Annotated in this window: 16 protein-coding genes; 10 read left to right on the top strand and 6 right to left on the bottom strand. The window is 72.2% G+C overall.

Features of this window, described 5'->3' with window-relative positions; all coding sequences use genetic code 11:
• From DWB68_RS06400 to folP, 5 genes are all read right to left on the bottom strand, one after another.
• Nucleotides 1-633, bottom strand: coding sequence for an anti-sigma factor (locus DWB68_RS06400; RefSeq protein WP_119424320.1), 633 nt, complete (start codon nt 631-633; stop codon nt 1-3).
• 15 nt (nt 634-648) lie between these two features.
• Complete coding sequence (locus DWB68_RS06395) at nt 649-1,128, bottom strand: tRNA (cytidine(34)-2'-O)-methyltransferase (RefSeq protein WP_119424319.1); 480 nt, start codon at nt 1,126-1,128, stop codon at nt 649-651.
• A 40-nt stretch (nt 1,129-1,168) separates the two neighbouring features.
• Nucleotides 1,169-2,077 (bottom strand): J domain-containing protein, encoded by a 909-nt coding sequence (locus DWB68_RS06390; protein ID WP_147391607.1) that lies wholly within the window; start codon nt 2,075-2,077, stop codon nt 1,169-1,171.
• The gene (locus DWB68_RS06385) at nt 2,074-2,829 is read right to left on the bottom strand and encodes a dihydrofolate reductase family protein (protein ID WP_158588225.1); all 756 of its coding nucleotides are present in this window, start codon (nt 2,827-2,829) and stop codon (nt 2,074-2,076) included. The genes DWB68_RS06390 and DWB68_RS06385 overlap by 4 nt, the downstream gene beginning before the upstream one ends.
• Nucleotides 2,830-2,895: 66 nt before the next feature.
• Nucleotides 2,896-3,804, bottom strand: a complete 909-nt coding sequence (gene folP, locus DWB68_RS06380) for a dihydropteroate synthase (RefSeq protein ID WP_233548651.1) — start codon at nt 3,802-3,804, stop codon at nt 2,896-2,898.
• A 107-nt stretch (nt 3,805-3,911) separates the two neighbouring features.
• Here folP and DWB68_RS06375 point away from each other — a divergent pair, with 107 nt between their 5' ends.
• The 10 genes from DWB68_RS06375 (at nt 3,912) to secA (ending at nt 17,098) form a co-directional block, all read left to right on the top strand.
• Nucleotides 3,912-5,105, top strand: coding sequence for a cysteine desulfurase family protein (locus DWB68_RS06375; RefSeq protein ID WP_119424316.1), 1,194 nt, complete (start codon nt 3,912-3,914; stop codon nt 5,103-5,105).
• 191 nt (nt 5,106-5,296) lie between these two features.
• Nucleotides 5,297-6,439 carry a tRNA 2-thiouridine(34) synthase MnmA gene (gene mnmA / locus DWB68_RS06370; RefSeq protein ID WP_119424315.1) on the top strand — a complete coding sequence of 381 codons (1,143 nt, stop codon included), beginning with the start codon at nt 5,297-5,299 and terminating at the stop codon, nt 6,437-6,439.
• Between the two features lie 70 nt (nt 6,440-6,509).
• Complete coding sequence (locus tag DWB68_RS06365) at nt 6,510-6,887, top strand: chorismate mutase (protein WP_119424314.1); 378 nt, start codon at nt 6,510-6,512, stop codon at nt 6,885-6,887.
• A complete protein-coding gene (locus DWB68_RS06360) occupies nt 6,884-7,894 on the top strand; it encodes a hypothetical protein (protein ID WP_119424313.1) in 1,011 nt (336 codons plus the stop codon). The genes DWB68_RS06365 and DWB68_RS06360 overlap by 4 nt, the downstream gene beginning before the upstream one ends.
• 130 nt (nt 7,895-8,024) lie before the next feature.
• Complete coding sequence (gene mtrA, locus DWB68_RS06355; protein WP_119424312.1) at nt 8,025-8,702, top strand: MtrAB system response regulator MtrA; 678 nt, start codon at nt 8,025-8,027, stop codon at nt 8,700-8,702.
• A 5-nt stretch (nt 8,703-8,707) separates the two neighbouring features.
• Complete coding sequence (gene mtrB / locus DWB68_RS06350; RefSeq protein WP_119424311.1) at nt 8,708-10,717, top strand: MtrAB system histidine kinase MtrB; 2,010 nt, start codon at nt 8,708-8,710, stop codon at nt 10,715-10,717.
• On the top strand, nt 10,714-12,414 hold the full coding sequence (locus tag DWB68_RS06345) for an LpqB family beta-propeller domain-containing protein (protein ID WP_119424310.1): 1,701 nt from the start codon (nt 10,714-10,716) through the stop codon (nt 12,412-12,414). Before mtrB ends, DWB68_RS06345 begins: the two co-directional genes overlap by 4 nt.
• Nucleotides 12,415-12,531: 117 nt before the next feature.
• Entirely contained in the window at nt 12,532-13,368 is an 837-nt protein-coding gene (locus tag DWB68_RS16960) for a ComF family protein (RefSeq protein ID WP_119424309.1), read from the top strand.
• 102 nt (nt 13,369-13,470) lie between these two features.
• Entirely contained in the window at nt 13,471-14,202 is a 732-nt protein-coding gene (gene hpf, locus DWB68_RS06335) for a ribosome hibernation-promoting factor, HPF/YfiA family (protein ID WP_325048545.1), read from the top strand.
• A 217-nt stretch (nt 14,203-14,419) separates the two neighbouring features.
• Entirely contained in the window at nt 14,420-17,098 is a 2,679-nt protein-coding gene (gene secA / locus DWB68_RS06330; RefSeq protein ID WP_119424308.1) for a preprotein translocase subunit SecA, read from the top strand.
• 82 nt (nt 17,099-17,180) lie between these two features.
• Here secA and DWB68_RS06325 read toward each other — a convergent pair whose 3' ends face one another.
• Nucleotides 17,181-17,783: an Rv3235 family protein gene (locus DWB68_RS06325; protein WP_119424307.1), complete on the bottom strand. Its 603-nt coding sequence runs from the start codon at nt 17,781-17,783 to the stop codon at nt 17,181-17,183.
• Nucleotides 17,784-17,818: the final 35 nt, after the last annotated feature.

Raw genomic sequence — 17,818 nt, 5'->3', positions numbered from 1 at the left:
CTATTCCACGGACGTGGTGTCGCCCTCGGTGATCTGCGTCGGCGCCGTCCCGTTTTCCTCCTCGGCACCCTCCTGCGCGGGCTCGCCCTGCAGGACGAACTCGGCCAGATCGTCGGCACCGGGGGACTGCTCCCCGCCGGCGGCCACCTGGGTCACGTGCACGGCGACGACGTCCTTGAGCCCGGAGAAGCCGAACCAGGTGTCCTGGGGATCGCGTCCCATGAGCCCGGCGATGTCCATGGTCTGGCCGAGCGAGTTGGTGGTCACCGCCACCTGGTACTCCATGTTGCTGGGGGCGGCAGGCAGGCCCTCCAGCTGCACGGCGTAGGCGTCCTTGGAGACGGAGTAGACGAGGTGGACGCGGCCGGAGGGAGCGTCCACGCTCAACGCCGTGGCGTCCTTGGCCTCGCGGACCTCCTTGGCCAGGGCCGTGTTGGCGCGGCTCGCTGCCGGATCGGCGGTCAACGAGGTGATGCCCACGATCGCGAGGACCAGCACCACGATGCCGGCGAGCACAAAGAGCCAGCGGGCCGGCCCGCGGCGCAGGCGGCTCGTCTCCTCGTCGGCGACGTCGTCGAGCAGGTCAAGGCCGTGCAGCCCGTCGTTGCCCTCTGCGGGGGAAGGGATGCTCATCTTGCTTCCTTTTCTCTACGCGCTGTGCGGCGCGGAAGCACCGGCGAAGTCCAGCTGGCGCCAGGCCTCGTACAGGGCGATCGAGGCCGAGTTGGCCAGGTTGAGGGAGCGGCGCGAGGGCCGCATGGGCAGGTAGACGAGTTCGTCGATGCGCGGGTGGGCGCGCTCGGCCTCGTTCAGCCCCGTGGACTCCTTGCCGAAGAGCAGGATGTCGTCCTCGCGGTAGCTGATCTCGGTGTGGCCCACGGTGCCGTCCGGTTCGAAGGCCAGGACGCGCCCGGGGCCCAGGGCCTCGAAGCACGCGTCGAGCGAGGGGTGCACGGTGACGACGGCCAGGTCGTGGTAGTCGAGGCCGGCGCGGCGCAGCTTGGTGTCGGAGAGATCGAAGCCGAGGGGCTCCACCAGATGCAGCTCCGCGCCCGTGACGGCGGCAAGGCGGATCGCATTGCCGGTATTGCCGGGAATTTCGGGGGTATGAAAGACGATGCGGAACACACGTTCAGTCTAGCGATGGTCACGGCTTGGTCACGACACCTCAGCGGTGAGTCGCCAAGGCCAGGACGCGGGCGAGCACGCCGAGGTCGACGGCGTCGTGCTGATTCCCCCCGGCCAGGAACGTCGTGACGCGCTCGGCGGCGCGGACCAGGTTGGCCGGGCCGTCGGGCGCGTGGACCGGTCCCACGCGGTCGACCACGGGGCGGAAGCCGTCGGGCGGGGCGGTCACGAGCAGCACGAGGCCCTCGGCTCGGGTTCCGCCCGCTGCGCGTTCGAGCGCGCCGGCGGCACCCGTGACGTTGGGCAGCGTGGCGACCTTGCCGCCCACGCGCAGGGTGCGCCCGTCCCAGGCGTGCGCCGTGTCGGGCGTGGGCATCACGTCGACGACGACGGCGCGGCCGCCGGCCAGGAGCACGGCGTCGTGGCGCCCGGCGCCTGGCAGGTCCACGCCAAGCACGGCCCGCGTGGCAGGCAGCTCGCGGGAGACGAGGCGCAGCAGTTCGCGCAGGGCGGCGGTGCGGGCATCGCGCGTGCGATCGAGTAGCCCGCGCTTGGGCACGGCGCCGTGCAACGGCACCGAGGCCTGGGCGGCGGAGCCCGGGCCCTCGCCGATGACTCGCACCGGCTTGGGCGCGCGCTTGGCGCCCGCGCCGTTGCGGGGAGCGGACGACGGCGCGGCGGCGCCTCGGGTGCCCGCCTCGCCGGCCGGGGCCGGGGCCCCGGCGACGTGGCGCCCCGTGGAGCGCAGTGAGTCGTAGGCTCGGCGCCGCGCGTCGTCGGCGAGCACGGCGTAGGCCACGGTGATGCGCTCGTAGCTCAGGCGGTCTCCGCCCAGGTCGGGATGATGCTCGCGCGAGAGCTTGCGGAAGGCGCGCCTGATCCGGGCCGCCTCGGCGCCGGGGTCCACCCCGAGCACCACGTAGTAGTCCTCCTCCATGCCCCGGCTCACGCGCGACTCGCCCCCGGGCGGTAGTCGGCGAGGAGGGTCGAGTCCTGCTCGTAGAGGCGGTGCAGGCTCATCCAGGCGGGGGCCGCGGCGTCGCCGCTCGAGTCGATCCCGGCCGCGGGGCGGCCGGGGGCGAGCAGCGGCGAGAGCGTGAGGCAGAGCGAGTCGACGGCGCCGGCGGCGAGGTAGTCGCGCAGCACGCGCGGGCCTCCCTCGTGGTGCAGGTGGCGCAGCCCGCGGGCGAGCAACGCGGCGCTCACGGCGTCCGGTTCGAGCGAGGCGAGTGCCTGGACCTCGGCCACGGCGCGCAGGGCCGCCACGCGCTCGGCCGGGGCGTCGGCGCCGACGAGGAGCAGGAGGGGGCCGGGGGAGGAGGAGAAGACGGGGGCCTCGGGGGAGAGGGAGGCCCTGGCGCTCAGGATCACGGTGACCGGGCGCTCGGCGAGCCCGTGCTGTGTGCGCCACGCCCGCAGCTCCGGCGGGAGCAGCTCGCCCTCGTAGCCCTCGGCGCGCACGGTCCCGGAGCCCACCACGATCGCGTCGCTCACGGCGCGCAGGCGGGGGAAGAGGCGGCGGTCGGCCGACGTGCCCAAGCCGGCGGATGCGCCGTCGAGCACCCCCACCCCGTCGAGGGAGGTGACCATGTTGAAGCGCACGAAGACGCCGTCGCCGGCCGGCGCGGCGGCGTCGGCCAGCAGCTCCTCGTCGCTCAGCTCGGCGGCCGGGGACGGGTGCGTCGGGAGAAGTCTGCGCATGGCAACCAAGGGTAGATCAGCGCCGGGCCCGGCCCGAAGCCGCATCGCCGAGAGCGGATCCGCGGCTCAGGGCAGGTTGATCTCGCCCTGGTTGTGCAGCAGGTAGGCCGGCTCGCGCCAGCCCTGGATCGCCTCGATCATCCGCGCGGCGCTCACGGACTCCGCCACGTGGTGCATGCGCAGGATGCGCGCTCCGCCCTCGGCACACACGGTCGCGGCGGCGAGCGAACCGGCGAGGCGCTGGGCCTTGGGCAGTTCGAGCACCTCGCCGATGAAGTCCTTGTTGGAGACGGCGGCCAGGAGGGGCAGGCCGAGGGCTGCGAGCTCGGGGAGCCGCCGGGTGAGCTCGAGCGAGTGCAGCGTGTTCTTGTTGAGGTCGTGCCCGGGGTCGATGATGAGCCGCTCCTCGGGGACGCCGGCCGCGAGCGCGCGCTCGATGCGCTCCTCCAGGAAGGCCCTCACCTCGTGAACCACGTCGTCGTAGTGCGGTCGAGGGTAGACCGTGCGCGGGGCGGCGAGGGAGTGGGTGAGGACGAGGTGGGCTCCGCGCTCGGCCACGAGCGGGGCCAGCTCGGGGTCGGAGAGGCCCGTGGTGTCGTTGACGACGGTGGCGCCCGCCGCGAGCGCGGCCTCGGCGACCCGGTGATCGAAGGTGTCGACGGAGACGATGGCCCTGCCCCCGGCCGATCGCAGCCCCGCCACGACCGGGGCGACGCGTTCGGCCTCCTCCTGCCACGGAAGCGGTGGGCCAGGCGCAAAGGGCACCCCGCCGATGTCGACCCACTCGGCGCCGGCCGCCTCGGCAGCCAGTGCCGCCCCGACCGCCTTATCGAGGGCGAAGGTCGCCCCGGCGTCGAAGAAGGAATCGGGGGTCCGGTTGATGATCGCCATGACCACGATGCGCCGCGAGAAGTCGATGGTGTGTTCGCCGAGCGTGCGCACAGCTTGACGCAACGGGGGGAGGTACACGGTGATCCACGCTCCTCGGGGAGGACTTGCTGACAGGCAACCGCCGGGCCGGACGGCGCCGAGGCCACCATCTTCACCCACAGGTGCCGCGGCCGCGCCGATAGACTGGGGGCGTGTCCCAGAGCCCCGTCTACCTCGACCACGCAGCCACCACCCCCCTGTCACCGGCGGCGCGGGAGGCGATGATCGAACACCTCGGCCTCGTGGGCAACCCCAGCTCCCTGCACGGGCCCGGACGCACCGCGCACCGCCTCGTCGAGGAGGCCCGCGAGGGCCTCGCCGCGGCGATCGGGGTCCACCCCTCGGAGATCCTCTTCACCTCCGGCGGGACCGAATCGGACAACCTCGCGCTCAAGGGCACCTTCTGGGCCCGCACCGCGCGCGATCCGCAGGCCCGCGGCATCCTGCTCACGGGGGCCGAGCACCACGCCGTCCTCGACACGGCCCAGTGGCTCGTTGACCACGAGGGTGCCACGTTGCACCTTGCCGACCTCACGCCGGACGGGCTGCTCGAGCGCGCCTCGTGGGAGCGCGCGCTCGCCGAGCACGGGCCGACCCTGGCGCTCTCCACGCTCATGTGGGCCAACAACGAGGTGGGCGTGGTGCAGCCCGTGCCGTGGGCCGCCGCGGCCTCCGCCGAGGCGGGCGTCCCGCTGCACTCCGACGCCGTCCAGGCCCTGGGCCACGTACGGATCGACCTGACCACGCCCGGCCTGAGCTCGGCTGCCATCAGCGCCCACAAGCTCGGCGGACCCGTGGGCATCGGCGCGCTGATCCTGCGCCGCGACCAGCAGCCCGTTCCCCTGCAGCACGGCGGCGGCCACGAGCGCTCCCTGCGCTCGGGGACGCTCAACGTGGTGGGAGCGCTCGCCTTCGCGGCGGCGGCCCGCGCCGCCGTCGAGGCCCTGGCGGCCGAACGCGAGCGCCTCGCGGCCCTGCGGGAGCGCCTCGTGGGCGGCGTGCTCGCGGGGGTGGAGGGGGCCCGCCTGAGCGGCCCAGGCGATCCGGCCGCCCTCCTGCCCGGCACCGTCCACTTCACCTTCCCCGGAGCGGAGGGCGACACCATCCTCTTCATGCTGGACATGGCCGGCATCGCCTCCAGCACGGGTAGCGCGTGCACGGCCGGCGTCGCTGGGCCCTCCCACGTGCTCATGGCCATGGGGGCCAGCGAGGCGGACGCGCGCTGCGTGCAGCGCTTCAGCCTCGGGGCAACGACCACGGCGGACGACGTCGAGCGGCTCCTCGCGGCCCTCCCTGCGGCCGTCGCCGCCGCGCGGGCGGCGGGACCCGCCGCGGGGCGGCGCTAGGCGACGCCGCGCCGGCGTGCCGGACGCCGCTCGGCGACGCCACGCCGTCGTGCCGGGTGTGATCCGCGCCCGGTCCGGGCGCCCGGGTTTCCCCTGACGGACAAAAGCGCGCACCATTAAGGGTGCGCCGTGCGCGGCGCGGGCGATTCCAGCCCAAGCGAAGCAGCAGATCAAAGGACGGCACCCAAGCCATGAAGATCCTGGCGGCCATGAGCGGCGGCGTTGACTCGGCGGTGGCGGCAGCCCGCGCCGTAGAGGCCGGTCACGAGGTGGTCGGCGTGCACCTCGCGCTCTCGCGCATGCCCGGCACGCTGCGCACCGGAAGCCGCGGCTGCTGCACCATCGAGGACTCCAACGACGCCTTCCGCGCGTGCGACACCCTCGGCATCCCCTTCTACGTGTGGGACTTCTCCGATCGCTTCAAGGCCGATGTGGTCGATAACTTCGTCGAGGAGTACGAGGCGGGCCGCACGCCCAACCCGTGCCTGCGCTGCAACGAGAAGATCAAGTTCGAGGCGCTGCTGGACCGCGCCATCGCGCTCGGCTTCGACGCCGTCGTGACGGGGCACTACGCCTCCGTCCTGCGCGACGCCGACGGGCGCGTGGAGCTGCACCGCGCCGCCGACGACGCCAAGGACCAGTCCTACGTCCTCGGCGTGCTGCGCGAGGATCAGCTGGAGCACTGCTGGTTCCCGCTCGCCGACACCCCGAGCAAGGCGCTCGTGCGCGCCGAGGCCGAGGAGCGCGGGCTCGGCGTGGCCGCCAAGCCCGACTCGCACGACATCTGCTTCATCCCCGACGGCGACACGCGCGGTTGGCTCGCCGAGCGCATCGAGCTCACGCCGGGGCGCATCGTGGACCAGGACGGCACCGACCTCGGCGAGCACCAGGGAGCCCACGCCTTCACGGTGGGCCAGCGCAAGGGCCTCTCGATCGGGCACCCGGCGCCAGACGGCAAGCCGCGCTACGTCCTCCAGGTGCGCCCCAAGGAGAACCGCGTGGTCGTGGGGCCGGGCGAGCTACTCGAGGTCGACCGCCTCGTGGGCATCCGCCCCTCGCACGCCGGCGCTCCGCACCCGGCCGTGGCTACGGGGGAGTGGATCGAGGCGCTGGTGCAGGTGCGCGCCCACGCGGAGCCCGTTCCGGCGCGCGTGCGCTGGTCCGAGCGGGACGGGGCGCCGGCCGTGGAGGCCGAGCTGGCCGGCTCCCTGCGCGGCGTGGCGCCCGGCCAATCCATGGTGCTCTACGTCGGCACCCGCGTGCTGGGCCAGGCCACCATCGCGAGCGCCCATTCCTCCGCCTGGAACCCCGAGGCGCTCGACGCCGCCGTGTGAGGCGGGGCCAGAGGGCGCTGGCGCGTCACGTGGAGCCGCCGGGCGGCCTCCCCGCCCTAAACTGAGGCGCATGAGCGAGACGACGCAGCACCACGACTCCGAGTACGACCCCGCCGCCAGCTCCCTGCAGGGACAGGTGGACCCAGAGCTCATGCAGGAACTGCTGCACATCCGCTCCAGCATCGACAACATCGACGCGGCGCTGCTGAACATGCTCGCCGAGCGCTTCAAGTGCACCCAGCGCGTGGGCTGGCTCAAGGCCCGCCACCAGCTTCCCGCCTCGGATCCGGGGCGCGAGACCGCCCAGATCGCGCGCCTGCACCGCCTCGCCGAGGAGGCGCACCTGGATCCGGTCTTCGCCGAGAAGTTCCTGAACTTCATCATCGACGAGGTCATCCGCCACCACGAGGCGATCTCCGAGACCCACGCAGCAGAGTCCAACCGATGAACGAGGCCGGGGCCCAGCGCCCCGTCCGCGCCACGCTGGCGGCGCGCACCGACGGCCGCGACGCCGAGGAGGCCACGCGGATCCTGCGCGGCGAGCTCGGGGCGCCGCATCCCGTCCCCCTGCCGCAGCTTCCCGAGCTCAGCCCGGGCACGGAGGCGCTCGGCCGCACCATCACGCACCTGGCGGGCCTCAACGTGGGCCTCACGCCGCAGGGCTTCCGGCTCACGGCCGCGCGCGTGGGGGACTCAGCCGAGGTGCGGCGCCTGAGCGCCGCCCACTCCTCGCTCGTCTCCCTGACCGCCGATGTGCTGGCGGGCGAACCGGCCGGTCCCACCGTCATCGCCGTGGCCGGGCCGGCCACGCTGGCCGCCGCCTTGGCCCTGCCGAGCGGCGAGCCGGTGCTCTCCGACCTCGGCGCCCTGCGCGATGTCATGCAGGCCTGGGCCCAGGGCCTCGCCGAACTGGCCGCCGCGACGGCCTCCTCCCTGCCCGGCGCGCAACCAGTGCTCGACGTGCGCGAGCCACGGCTCGACGACGTCCTGGCCGGACGCGTGCGCTCCTCCTCCGGGTTCCGGCTGCTCAGGGCCCCCGAGCGGGCCGACGTCGCCGCGGCCTGGGAAGCGCTCGCCGAGGCCACCCCCACGTGGCTTCCCGTCCACCCCCTGCTCACGCCGAGTGCGGCCGCCACCGCGTTGCGCCTGCCGGCGCCCGGCGAGCACCCGGGGGAGTGGGAGAGGATCGCCGCGTTCGTGGAGGCGGGGCGCGACGTCGTGCTGCAGGTTCCGCCCGCCGCCGTAGGGACGCGCGTCTCCGCCCGGGCCGCGACGCTCGCCACACCGTGGCGCCGGATCGGCCTGCCCGCCGCCTCCCTGAGCGCCCTCACCGTGAGCGACACACCCGGCGCACTCCTGGCCCCCGAGCCGCTGCGCGCGGCGGCCATCGCCTCGCGCGACCTGGCCGACGCCCTCGACGTGGTGCGGCACGACGACCTGGAGGCGTTGTTGTGATGTCGTGACCGTCCGGCCCGCTTCCCGCCCGGGGAAGCGCGCGCGCTCTCGCCTAGGATGGCGAAGGACGGGCCCCGTCGCTCAAGCGGGGCGAGCCTCACACGCCCGGCAGGGCAGGACGGATACGCTCATGAAGGGCAGGATTCTCGTCGTCGATGACGACGAAGCGCTGGCGGAGATGATCGGCATCGTGCTGCGCAACGACGAATACGAGCCGAGCTTCTGCCATGACGGCGCGCAGGCGCTCGAGGCCTTCCGGCGCACCCGCCCCGAGCTGGTGCTGCTCGACCTCATGCTCCCCGGCCTGGACGGCATCGAGATCTGCCGCCTCATCCGCGCCGAGTCCGATGTTCCGGTCATCATGCTGACGGCCAAGTCGGACACCGCCGATGTGGTGCGTGGCCTTGAGGCCGGCGCGGACGACTACGTGCCCAAGCCCTTCAAGCCGGCCGAGCTTGTGGCCCGCGTCCGCGCCCGCCTGCGCGGGGGCGAGCGTCAGGTCCCCGAGGTCCTCACCATGGCCGACCTCACGATCGACATCGCCGGCCACTCGGTGCGCCGCGGGGATGAGCGCATCTCGCTCACGCCCCTCGAGTTCGACCTGCTGGTCGCGCTCGCCCGCAAGCCCTGGCAGGTCTTCACCCGAGAGATGCTCCTGGAGCAGGTCTGGGGCTACCGTCACGCCGCGGACACGCGCCTCGTCAACGTGCACGTGCAGCGCCTGCGCTCCAAGGTGGAGAAGGACCCGGAGAATCCCGAGGTCGTCCTGACGGTGCGCGGCGTCGGCTACAAGGCGGGCCAGGCCTAAGCCACGTGAGTGCCGCCTCCTCCGGCGCCCTCGAGCGCTACGTCCCGCCCGTCGCCGCGCCCCCGCGCGCCTACAAGCGCCCCTGGTGGGATCCGCGGCGGTGGTTCGGGTGGGCCGTGCAGAGGTGGCGGCGCTCCATGCAGCTGCGCACCGTGGCCATCACGGTGGTGCTGTGTGCGCTCGCGGAGATCATCACTGGAGCGTTGCTCTCGGCCCGCATCGCGGACGGGCTCTTCAAGGAGCGCGTCTCGCAGGTCAAGGAGGAGGCAGCCGCGTCCCTGCGCGGCGCGCAGACGACCTTCGACGCCGGCATGGGCGGCAACATCTCGGCGACCCGAACGCTCGTGGGCGATCAGCTCAAGGCCATGCGCGGCGACGGCTCCGGCATGCAGCCCGACACGGTGCTGCGCGTCATGGACGGGGAGGGACGCCAGTGGGTGCCCAACTCCGCGAGCAGCGAAGCGGCGGACGCGGCGCTGACCCCCGCGCTGCGCGAGGCGGTGGCGACGGGCAACGACGTCCACTGGCAGTCCGTGACGCTGCGCATCGACGGGCGCAACGAGCCGGGCCTCGCCTTCGGTTACCGCGTCGAGCTGCCGCCCCAACGCAACTACGGGCTGTACCTCGTCTACAACCTGAGCCAGGTGCAGAACTCCCTCAACCTCATCCACGGCGTGCTGCTGCTGGGCGGTTCCCTCTTGCTCGTGGTCATCGGCGCCATCGCTTGGTACGTCTCCCGCCGGGCCCTGCAACCCGTCGCCGAGGCGGCTGCCACGGCGGAGCAGCTGGCCCGCGGTGCCCTGGACGAGCGCATGCATGTGGAGGGCCAAGACGAGGTGGCCCGCCTGGGCCGCTCCTTCAACCGCATGGCCGATTCCCTGGCGGCGCAGATTGTGCAGCTGGAGACGCTTTCGCAGATGCAGCAGCGCTTCGTCTCCGACGTCTCCCACGAGCTGCGCACCCCGCTCACCACGGTACGCATGGCGGCCGAGGTGCTCCACGACGCCCGCGACGACTTCGACCCCATCAACCGGCGTTCGGCCGAGTTGCTTTACGACCAGGTGGAGCGCTTCCAGACCCTGCTCAACGACCTCCTGGAGATCTCCCGCTTCGACGCGGGCGCCGCCGTGCTCGACGCTGGCGAGTGGGACCTCATCCCCGTGGTGAAGCGCGCCATCGAGACGGCGATCCCGCACGCGCAGGCCGCCGGCAGCATCCTCGAGCTCATCGCGCCAGACACCCCCGTGGTGGTGGAGATGGACCCGCGCCGCGTGGAACGCGTGGTGCGCAACCTCGTGATGAACGCCGTGGAGCACGGCGAGGGCCGACCCATCGAGGTGCGCGTGGCCGGTGACGACGCCGCGGCAGCGGTGGCCGTGCGCGATCACGGCATCGGCCTGTCCCCGTTGGACGTCGCGCGAGTCTTCGACCGGTTCTGGCGCAAGGACGCCGCGCGCGCCCGCACGACGGGCGGCTCCGGCCTGGGCCTGTCCATTTCGATGCAGGACGCCCGCCTGCATGGAGGCTGGCTGCAGGCCTGGGGCGAGCCCGGCGAGGGCTCGATCTTCCGGCTCACGCTGCCCCGTGAGGTGGGTCAGCGGCTCACCGCCTCTCCGCTGCCGCTGGCCGACCCGGTGCCCGGCACCGCGGCCGAGGCCGAGGCGGTGGACGCCGACGACACCGAGTGGTTCCCGCGCGTGGCCGAGGTCTTCCAAGAGGCCGAGGTCGTGGGCGAGAGCCAGGCCGAGGAGGCGGACGAGACGGGGCCCGTGCCAGGCACGCTGCCCCCGGGGTTGGCTGGGGCCTCGGCCCCCACGGGCGCCATGCCGATCGTCTCGGCGGAGGCCGCAGCGCACGAGCGCGAGGCGGAGTACGACGCCGCTCACGCGGATCCAGCGCGGGCCGCCGGTGCCCCGGCCCCCGAGCCCGCCCCCAGCACCGGGCCGGGCGCGGCGCAGCCGCGCCACAGCGCCCACGATCCCGCCCCCGAACCCGGCCACCAGGAGAAGGCATGAACGCGCTCAGGCGACGCCGCCCGCTCGCCGCCCTGCTCGCCGTCGTGCTCCTGTGGGTGCTCGCCGGTTGTTCCTCGATCCCGCTGACGGGACCCGTCGGCACGATCGCGCAGCCCACGGTGGCCGATGACGAGGAGTCCTCCCTCATCAGGGCCTACGGGCCGGGCCCCGGCGACGACGCGGCCTCCATCGTGAGCGGCTTCCTCGCCGCCGGGGCAGACTCGAACGACGACTACGAGGTGGCCCGCAAGTTCCTCACCCCGGATCTGGCGCTCTCGTGGAACCCCACGGCCGGCTCGCTCATCGTGGACCAGCTGCCCACCCCCACGCCCGTGTCCGGTGACACGGCGTGGCGCACCTCGGTCAAGGTCGTGCGCACCATCGACGAGCACGGCGTGCGCCTCGACGCCGATAGCGAGCAGAGCCGCTCCTTGAACTTCACGCTCAAAAGGGTCAATGGCGAGTGGAGAATCGCCGCCGCGCCCGACGGGATCATGGTGCGCCAGGCGGACTTCGACAAGGTCTTCACCCCCATCACGCTCGTCTTCTACGCCGACGCGGCGGCGACTGTTGCGGTCCCCGATCCGCGCTGGATCGCGCGCCGCAAGGGCCTGCCCACGGCCGTGGTGGCCGCCCTCATGGCCGGCCCGGCCGACTACTTGCGCGGCGTCGTGACCTCCGCCTTCCCCGACGGCTCGGCGCTCTCCATCACCTCGGTGCCCGTGGACGATGGCACCGCCAGCGTCGATCTCCCGGCCGAGCTGGCCGGGCGGCTCAGCGATCAGGAACGCCGCCTCATGGCCCAGCAGCTGCGCCTGAGCCTGCAGAACGTGGGGCAGGTTCAGCGGGTGCAACTCACCGTGGACCACAACGCGCTCGACCTCGGGACCGAGGAGCAACAGCCCCCGGATCCGGTCGAAGCCCAGGTGGACGCGAGCCTCGTCGGCCTGCACGACGGCAAGCTCGTGACGTCAGAGAGCGGGCAGTTCACGGGGGTCCCCGGTGCCCGCGATCTGCCGGCCAAGCTGGACGCGCCCGCGCTGGCGCTCTCCGGCAACGGCGCGGCGGTGCTGAACGCCGAGCACACCCAGCTGCTCGGCGTCGGCGAGGGCGGCAAGGTCACGCGGCTGGTCACCGGGAGCCATCTCGTGCCGCCCAGCTTCGATGCGCGCTCCTGGGTCTGGACCGCCAGGAGCGGCGCCGGAAACCTCATCGCCGCCCGTTCCTCGGGCGGCAAGGCGGCCGTGCTCGAGACCGAGTGGCTCAAGGGCATCACGGTGCGCAGCGTCCGGGTCTCGATCGACGGGACGCGCCTGGCGATCGTCGGGGAGGAAAACAACGCAGCCGTGGTGCTGGTCACGGGCATCGTGCGCGACGGCGGCGGGCAGCCTTCCGGGCTCACCTCGCCGCTGCGGCTCAAGAGCAGCGTGCACCCCACGGACGTGGAGTGGGCCTCGGATGCGACGCTCGTGGTCTATCGGCCCTCCGCCACCGACATGCTGGCCGTGGAGACCCTCGGCCTCGACGGCACCTCGAGCGGCTGGACGCAGAAGCTGCGCGGCGTCACGCACCTCGCCGTGCCCATCGGAGGCGAGCAGCCCGTCCTCGCGCAGACGGCCGACGGCCTCTACGAGCGCAAGAGCGGCACGTGGGAGCAGCTGGACCTCGGCCTGACGTCCCCGTCGTACCGGGGCTGAGCCGGGTCCGGCCGGCGCGTCCAGCGCCTTCCCTCACCACGACGGCGCGGCGGAGCGTCCTCCACAGACCTCGCCTCGCGCGGGGCGGGCCCACAGCGAGCGCGGCACGCTGGATGCATGAATTCTGGAGGCGCCCGTCGGCTGGCCGCCGCGGCCGATCGGGGGTGGTACTCCGGCGCCGGTTCGTGGCTGCGCTCGGCGCTCCGGGAGACGGCGCGCTTGCTCTTTCCCGCGCAGTGCGCCGTGTGTTCAAGGCCCGGGGAGCCGCTCTGCGCGCCGTGCCTGGGGCTGGCCCTCGCGGCGGTGCTGCGTCCCCACGAGGTGGACGATCTCGCCGAGCTGGACGTCCTGGCGCCGACGGCTCGGGCTCCCGTCGTCTCGGCCGGCTCCTACGGTGGGCAGCTTGCCGCGGCGCTGCTCGAGGCCAAGCGCCCGCATGGCCGCGCCATCCTGCGCCGGCTCGGCCCGGCCTTGGCGCGCTCCCTGCGGCACGCGGCGGACGAGGTCGGTCAGGAGGCGCGGGGGCTGCGGGCGTGGGTCGTGCCGGTCCCGGCGAGCGGGCCCTCCCTGCGCCGCCGAGGCTTCTGGCCCGTCGGCGAGCTGCTGCGGGCCGCGGGGCCGCCGCCGGGGTTCGAACGCCGGGACGCGCTGGCGTGGGTCCCGCCGCTGCGGCGCCCGGGCGCCCTCGGCCGCTGGCGCACGCTCCTCGGCGGCCCCGGCAGCCAGAAGACGCGGGGGAGGCGGGCCCGCTCGCAGGCCGTGCGGGGAAGCGTGCGCGTGGCCGGTGGCGGCACTCTCCGGGGCGTCGGCGTACTCCTCGTGGACGACGTCATGACCTCGGGGGCCACGCTCGCCGAGTGCGCCAGGGTGCTGCGCGCGGCGGGCGGAACAGTACTCGGCGCGGCGGTCGTGGCCCACGTTCACGCGCCCTCGAGTGATTGCGCCAATGGCTGAACGACCAATTGAAAATTGGCTCTTCTGCCCCGGGCGGCGGCGGGCTACGGTGAGTCATGGGCATTCCCACGAGAGGGACCCATCGTCCGAAGGGCGCGGGTCGTGAGTGATTCCGCACCCGCCGGACGCGCCATCGTCAAGGACGAGGAGGACGTCATGGATCTGAACGTCAGCGGTCGCAACGTCACCATCACGGAGCGTTTTCAGGACTACACCGCGGATCGACTCGCAAAGGTCGAGGCCATCGCACCCAAGGTGCAGCGGGTGGAGGTCAAGGTGTCCAGGGATGCGCACGCTCGAACCGCTTCTTCTCAGGTCACGGTCGAGGTCACGGTGCTCGGCAGCGGTCCCGCCATTCGCGCGGAGGCCAGGGCGGCGGACAAGTTTTCCGCCTTCGATCTGACGTTTGCCAAGCTCCTCGAACGGCTCCGCAGGGCCAGGGACCGCCAGAAGGTGCATCACGGTCGGCACATCCCCCAGAAGGTGCATGACGCGACCGGCGCCCTGCCGGTGGCCGGGTCGGCAGCGACGCTCGCCGAGCAGGTGCTCGAGGAGCAGCGCGAGCGGGACGCGGCCGGTGTTCTCGAGACGCCGGTGGAGATTCGCACCAAGTCCTTTCCCGCCCTGTCGATGAGCGTCGACGACGCGGTGGACAACATGGAGCTCGTTGGCCACCCGTTCTACCTCTTCATCGACGAAGCCACGTCCCGGCCCTCCGTGGTCTACCGCCGCAAGGGCTGGTCCTACGGCATCATTCAGCTCAACGACGCCGGGCCGGGTGACACCCCGGCCGTGAGCGGTTACCGCGGGGCAGAGCCCGCGCCGGCCGAGTAGGAACCGGGCCGTCTGGCCCGGCCGAGCAAGGCACAGGAAAAGCAAAGGCGGGGCCGGAGCGGAGCGCTCCGGCCCCGCCCGCGCGTCAAGCGCGAACGAGGTTCGTTTGCGCCACGGGCGAGAGAGGTCGCGCCGTGTGCTTGCGGGGCCGCGCCTGCACGTAGACTGCTGGACGGGTCGAGCGGCCCATGTACGTTTCAGACGGGAGAGAAGCCACGTGGCCAATCTGTTCGAACGCATCCTTCGCGCCGGCGACAAGAAGACGCTGAAGCGGCTCAAGGGGCTCTATGAGGACATCAATGCCCTCAGTGCCGAGATCGAGGGCCTCAGCGATGAGGAACTGCGCTCGATGACCGACGAGTTCAAGGAGCGTCTCGCCGAGGGCGAGGATCTCGACTCGCTGTTGCCCGAGGCCTTTGCCGTGGTCCGCGAGGCGGCCCACCGCACGCTGGGCATGCGCCACTTCGATGTGCAGCTCATGGGCGGCGCCGCCCTGCATTTCGGCAACATCGCCGAGATGAAGACCGGTGAGGGTAAGACGCTCGTGGCCACGGCCCCGGCCTATCTCAACGCGCTCACGGGCAACGGCGTCCACGTCATTACGACGAACGACTTCCTTGCCTCGTACCAGGCCGACCTCATGGGCCGCGTGTACCGCTTCCTGGGTATGAGCACCGGTTGCATCGTGTCCAACCAGGACCCCGCCGTGCGTCGCGAACAGTACGCTGCAGACATCACCTACGGCACGAACAACGAGTTCGGCTTCGACTACCTGCGCGACAACATGGCCTGGAGCAAGGACGAGCTCGTCCAGCGCGGACACGCCTTCGCCATCGTCGATGAGGTCGACTCGATCCTCATCGACGAGGCCCGCACGCCGCTCATCATCTCGGGCCCCGCCTCGGGTGACGTCAACCGCTGGTACGTCGAGTTCTCCCAGCTCGTGCGCCGCATGCAGCTTGACGTCGACTACGAGGTCGACGAAAAGAAGCGCACCGTGGGCGTCCTCGAACCGGGCATCGAGAAGGTCGAGGACTACCTCGGCATCGACAATCTCTACGAGTCCGCCAACACGCCGCTGATCGGCTTCCTGAACAACGCCGTGAAGGCCAAGGAGCTCTTCAAGCGCGACAAGGACTACGTCGTCATCGACGGCGAGGTCATGATCGTTGACGAGCACACGGGCCGTTCGCTGCCCGGCCGCCGCTACAACGAGGGCATGCACCAGGCCATCGAGGCCAAGGAGGGCGTGGAGATCAAGGCGGAGAACCAGACGCTCGCCACGGTCACCCTGCAGAACTACTTCCGCATGTACGACAAGCTGGCCGGCATGACGGGTACCGCCATGACCGAAGCCGCCGAGTTCATGGGCACCTACAAGCTCGGTGTCGTGGAGATCCCCACGAACCGCCCCATGCAGCGCGTGGACAAGTCGGACTTCATCTACAAGAACGAGGTCGCCAAGTTCGACGCCGTCGTTGACGACATCGTGGAGCGCCACGAGTCGGGTCAGCCGGTGCTCGTGGGCACCACGAGCGTGGAGAAGTCCGAGTACCTCTCGCAGAAGCTCGCCAAGCGCGGGGTGCGACACGAGGTCCTCAACGCCAAGCAGCACGAGCGCGAGGCCTCCGTGGTCGCGCAGGCCGGCCGCAAAGGCGCCGTCACCGTGGCCACCAACATGGCCGGTCGTGGCACCGACATCATGCTCGGCGGCAACGCCGAGTTCACGGCCGTCGCCGAGATGAAGAAGCGCGGCCTGGCCGCCGATTCGGACGAGTATCAGGACGCCTGGGACGAGGTCTTCGCCGCGGCTAAGGAGGCCACCGAGGCCGAGGCCGAGGAGGTCCGCGAGCTGGGTGGTCTGTACGTGCTCGGCACGGAGCGCCACGAGTCCCGCCGCATTGACAACCAGCTGCGCGGCCGCTCCGGCCGTCAGGGTGACCCGGGCGAGTCCCGCTTCTACCTGTCGATGACGGACGAGCTCATGCGCCGCTTCAACGCCGGCATGGCCCAGCGCATCATGAACGCCCCAAACATGCCCGATGATGTCCCGCTGGAGTCCAAGATCGTCTCGAAGGCGATCGAGTCCTCGCAGGCCCGCGTCGAGTCGGTCAACGCCGAGCAGCGCAAGAACGTCCTCAAGTACGACGACGTCATGAACCGCCAGCGTGAGGCGATCTACTCCGATCGCCGCCACATTCTCGAGGGTGAGGATCTGCAGCAGAAGATCCGTCACTTCATCGAGGACGCGGTGGGTGCCATGGTCGACGAGACCACGGCCGAGGGCGGCGGCGACTCGTGGGACCTGAAGACCCTGTGGACCAATCTGCGTGGCCTGTACCCGATTTCGATCACGGCGGCGGAGATCACCGGCGAGGTCGGCGGCGCAGGCCACCTGACCGCCGATGTGCTCAAGAACGAGATCGTCTCCGACGCCCTCGTGGCCTACGAGCGTCGCGAGGAGCAGCTTGGCTCCTCCACGCTGCGCGACCTCGAGCGCCGCGTGGTGCTCTCGGTGGTGGGTCGCAAGTGGCAGGAACACCTCTACGAGATGGACTATCTCAAGGAGGGCATCGGTCTGCGCGCCATGGCTCAGCGCGACCCGCTGGTCGAGTACCAGCGCGAGGGCTACGCCATGTTCGAGACGATGATGGAGAGCATCCGCGAGGAGTCCGTCACGCTCATCTTCCATGCGGATGTGGAGCCCGGGGCGGACGCCGCGAACGCCCAGGCCCCCGGCCTGGAGACGCCCGAGGCGCCGTCCACGCTGGCCTACTCCGCCCCCGACGAGGACGGGGAGGTCGTCACGAGCGTCAAGCGCGGTGCCAAGGGCGCCGAGCCAGCGTCCAACGGTGCCAAGAAGAAGGCCAAGGCGAAGGCGCGCAAGAAGCGCTGAGTCTGGCTCGACCCGCCGCGCGGGGAACAACGCGAGTGGCGCGGGTCACGGGCGTCATGCCCCGTGACCCGCGCCGCCGGCGTTAACCGATCTCGATCTCCACGCAGCGCCACCTTCCGCGCAGGAGCTCGAGGCGGAAGCACAGGGCCCGCACCCGTTCCGCCGAGGCGAGCGAGGCGGTGCACTCGCGGACCCGCTCGCCGATCGCCTGGACGTGGCAGGAGAGCACCCGTAGGACGCCCGGATCCGGGGCGGAGCGCGCCATGGCGCGCGCCTCCCGCTCCCAGCGCACGCGCCGCTCGACCTTGCGGTAACACTCGAGGTCGAGATGGTGACCGAGCTGCTGCACCGTGCGCTGGCCCCGCAGGGCCTCGGCGACGGCCAGGGCGACGACGCGCGCCGCCTCCGCCGCGCCGATCTCCGCGGGCGCCCCGGCCTGGTCGGCGCCCGCTGACGGATCGACACCGGGCGCGGCCGCCCGCTCCCTGGGCACGAAGGCCAAGGGGGCCGGCACGCCGTCCGTCGCCGCCTGGCGCTCGGGATCGCGATGCACGGGGGCGGACGGGCAGCGCAGGGCCCGCCGCGGTACGGCCCACGCCGGCAGGCTGGCCGGGCGTGGAGACCCGGCACCGTGATGGGGTGCTGTGGAAGCGGCGAGCTGGCTCGCCGCCGGGAGCTGCTGCATGGCGCGTCTCCTTCGCTGGTGCTTCGGTGGTGGCA

It is taken from the genome of Galactobacter valiniphilus (genome assembly GCF_003575975.1).
Lineage (GTDB): Bacteria > Actinomycetota > Actinomycetes > Actinomycetales > Micrococcaceae > Galactobacter > Galactobacter valiniphilus.
This window is presented reverse-complemented; position numbering and strand designations above follow the sequence as displayed.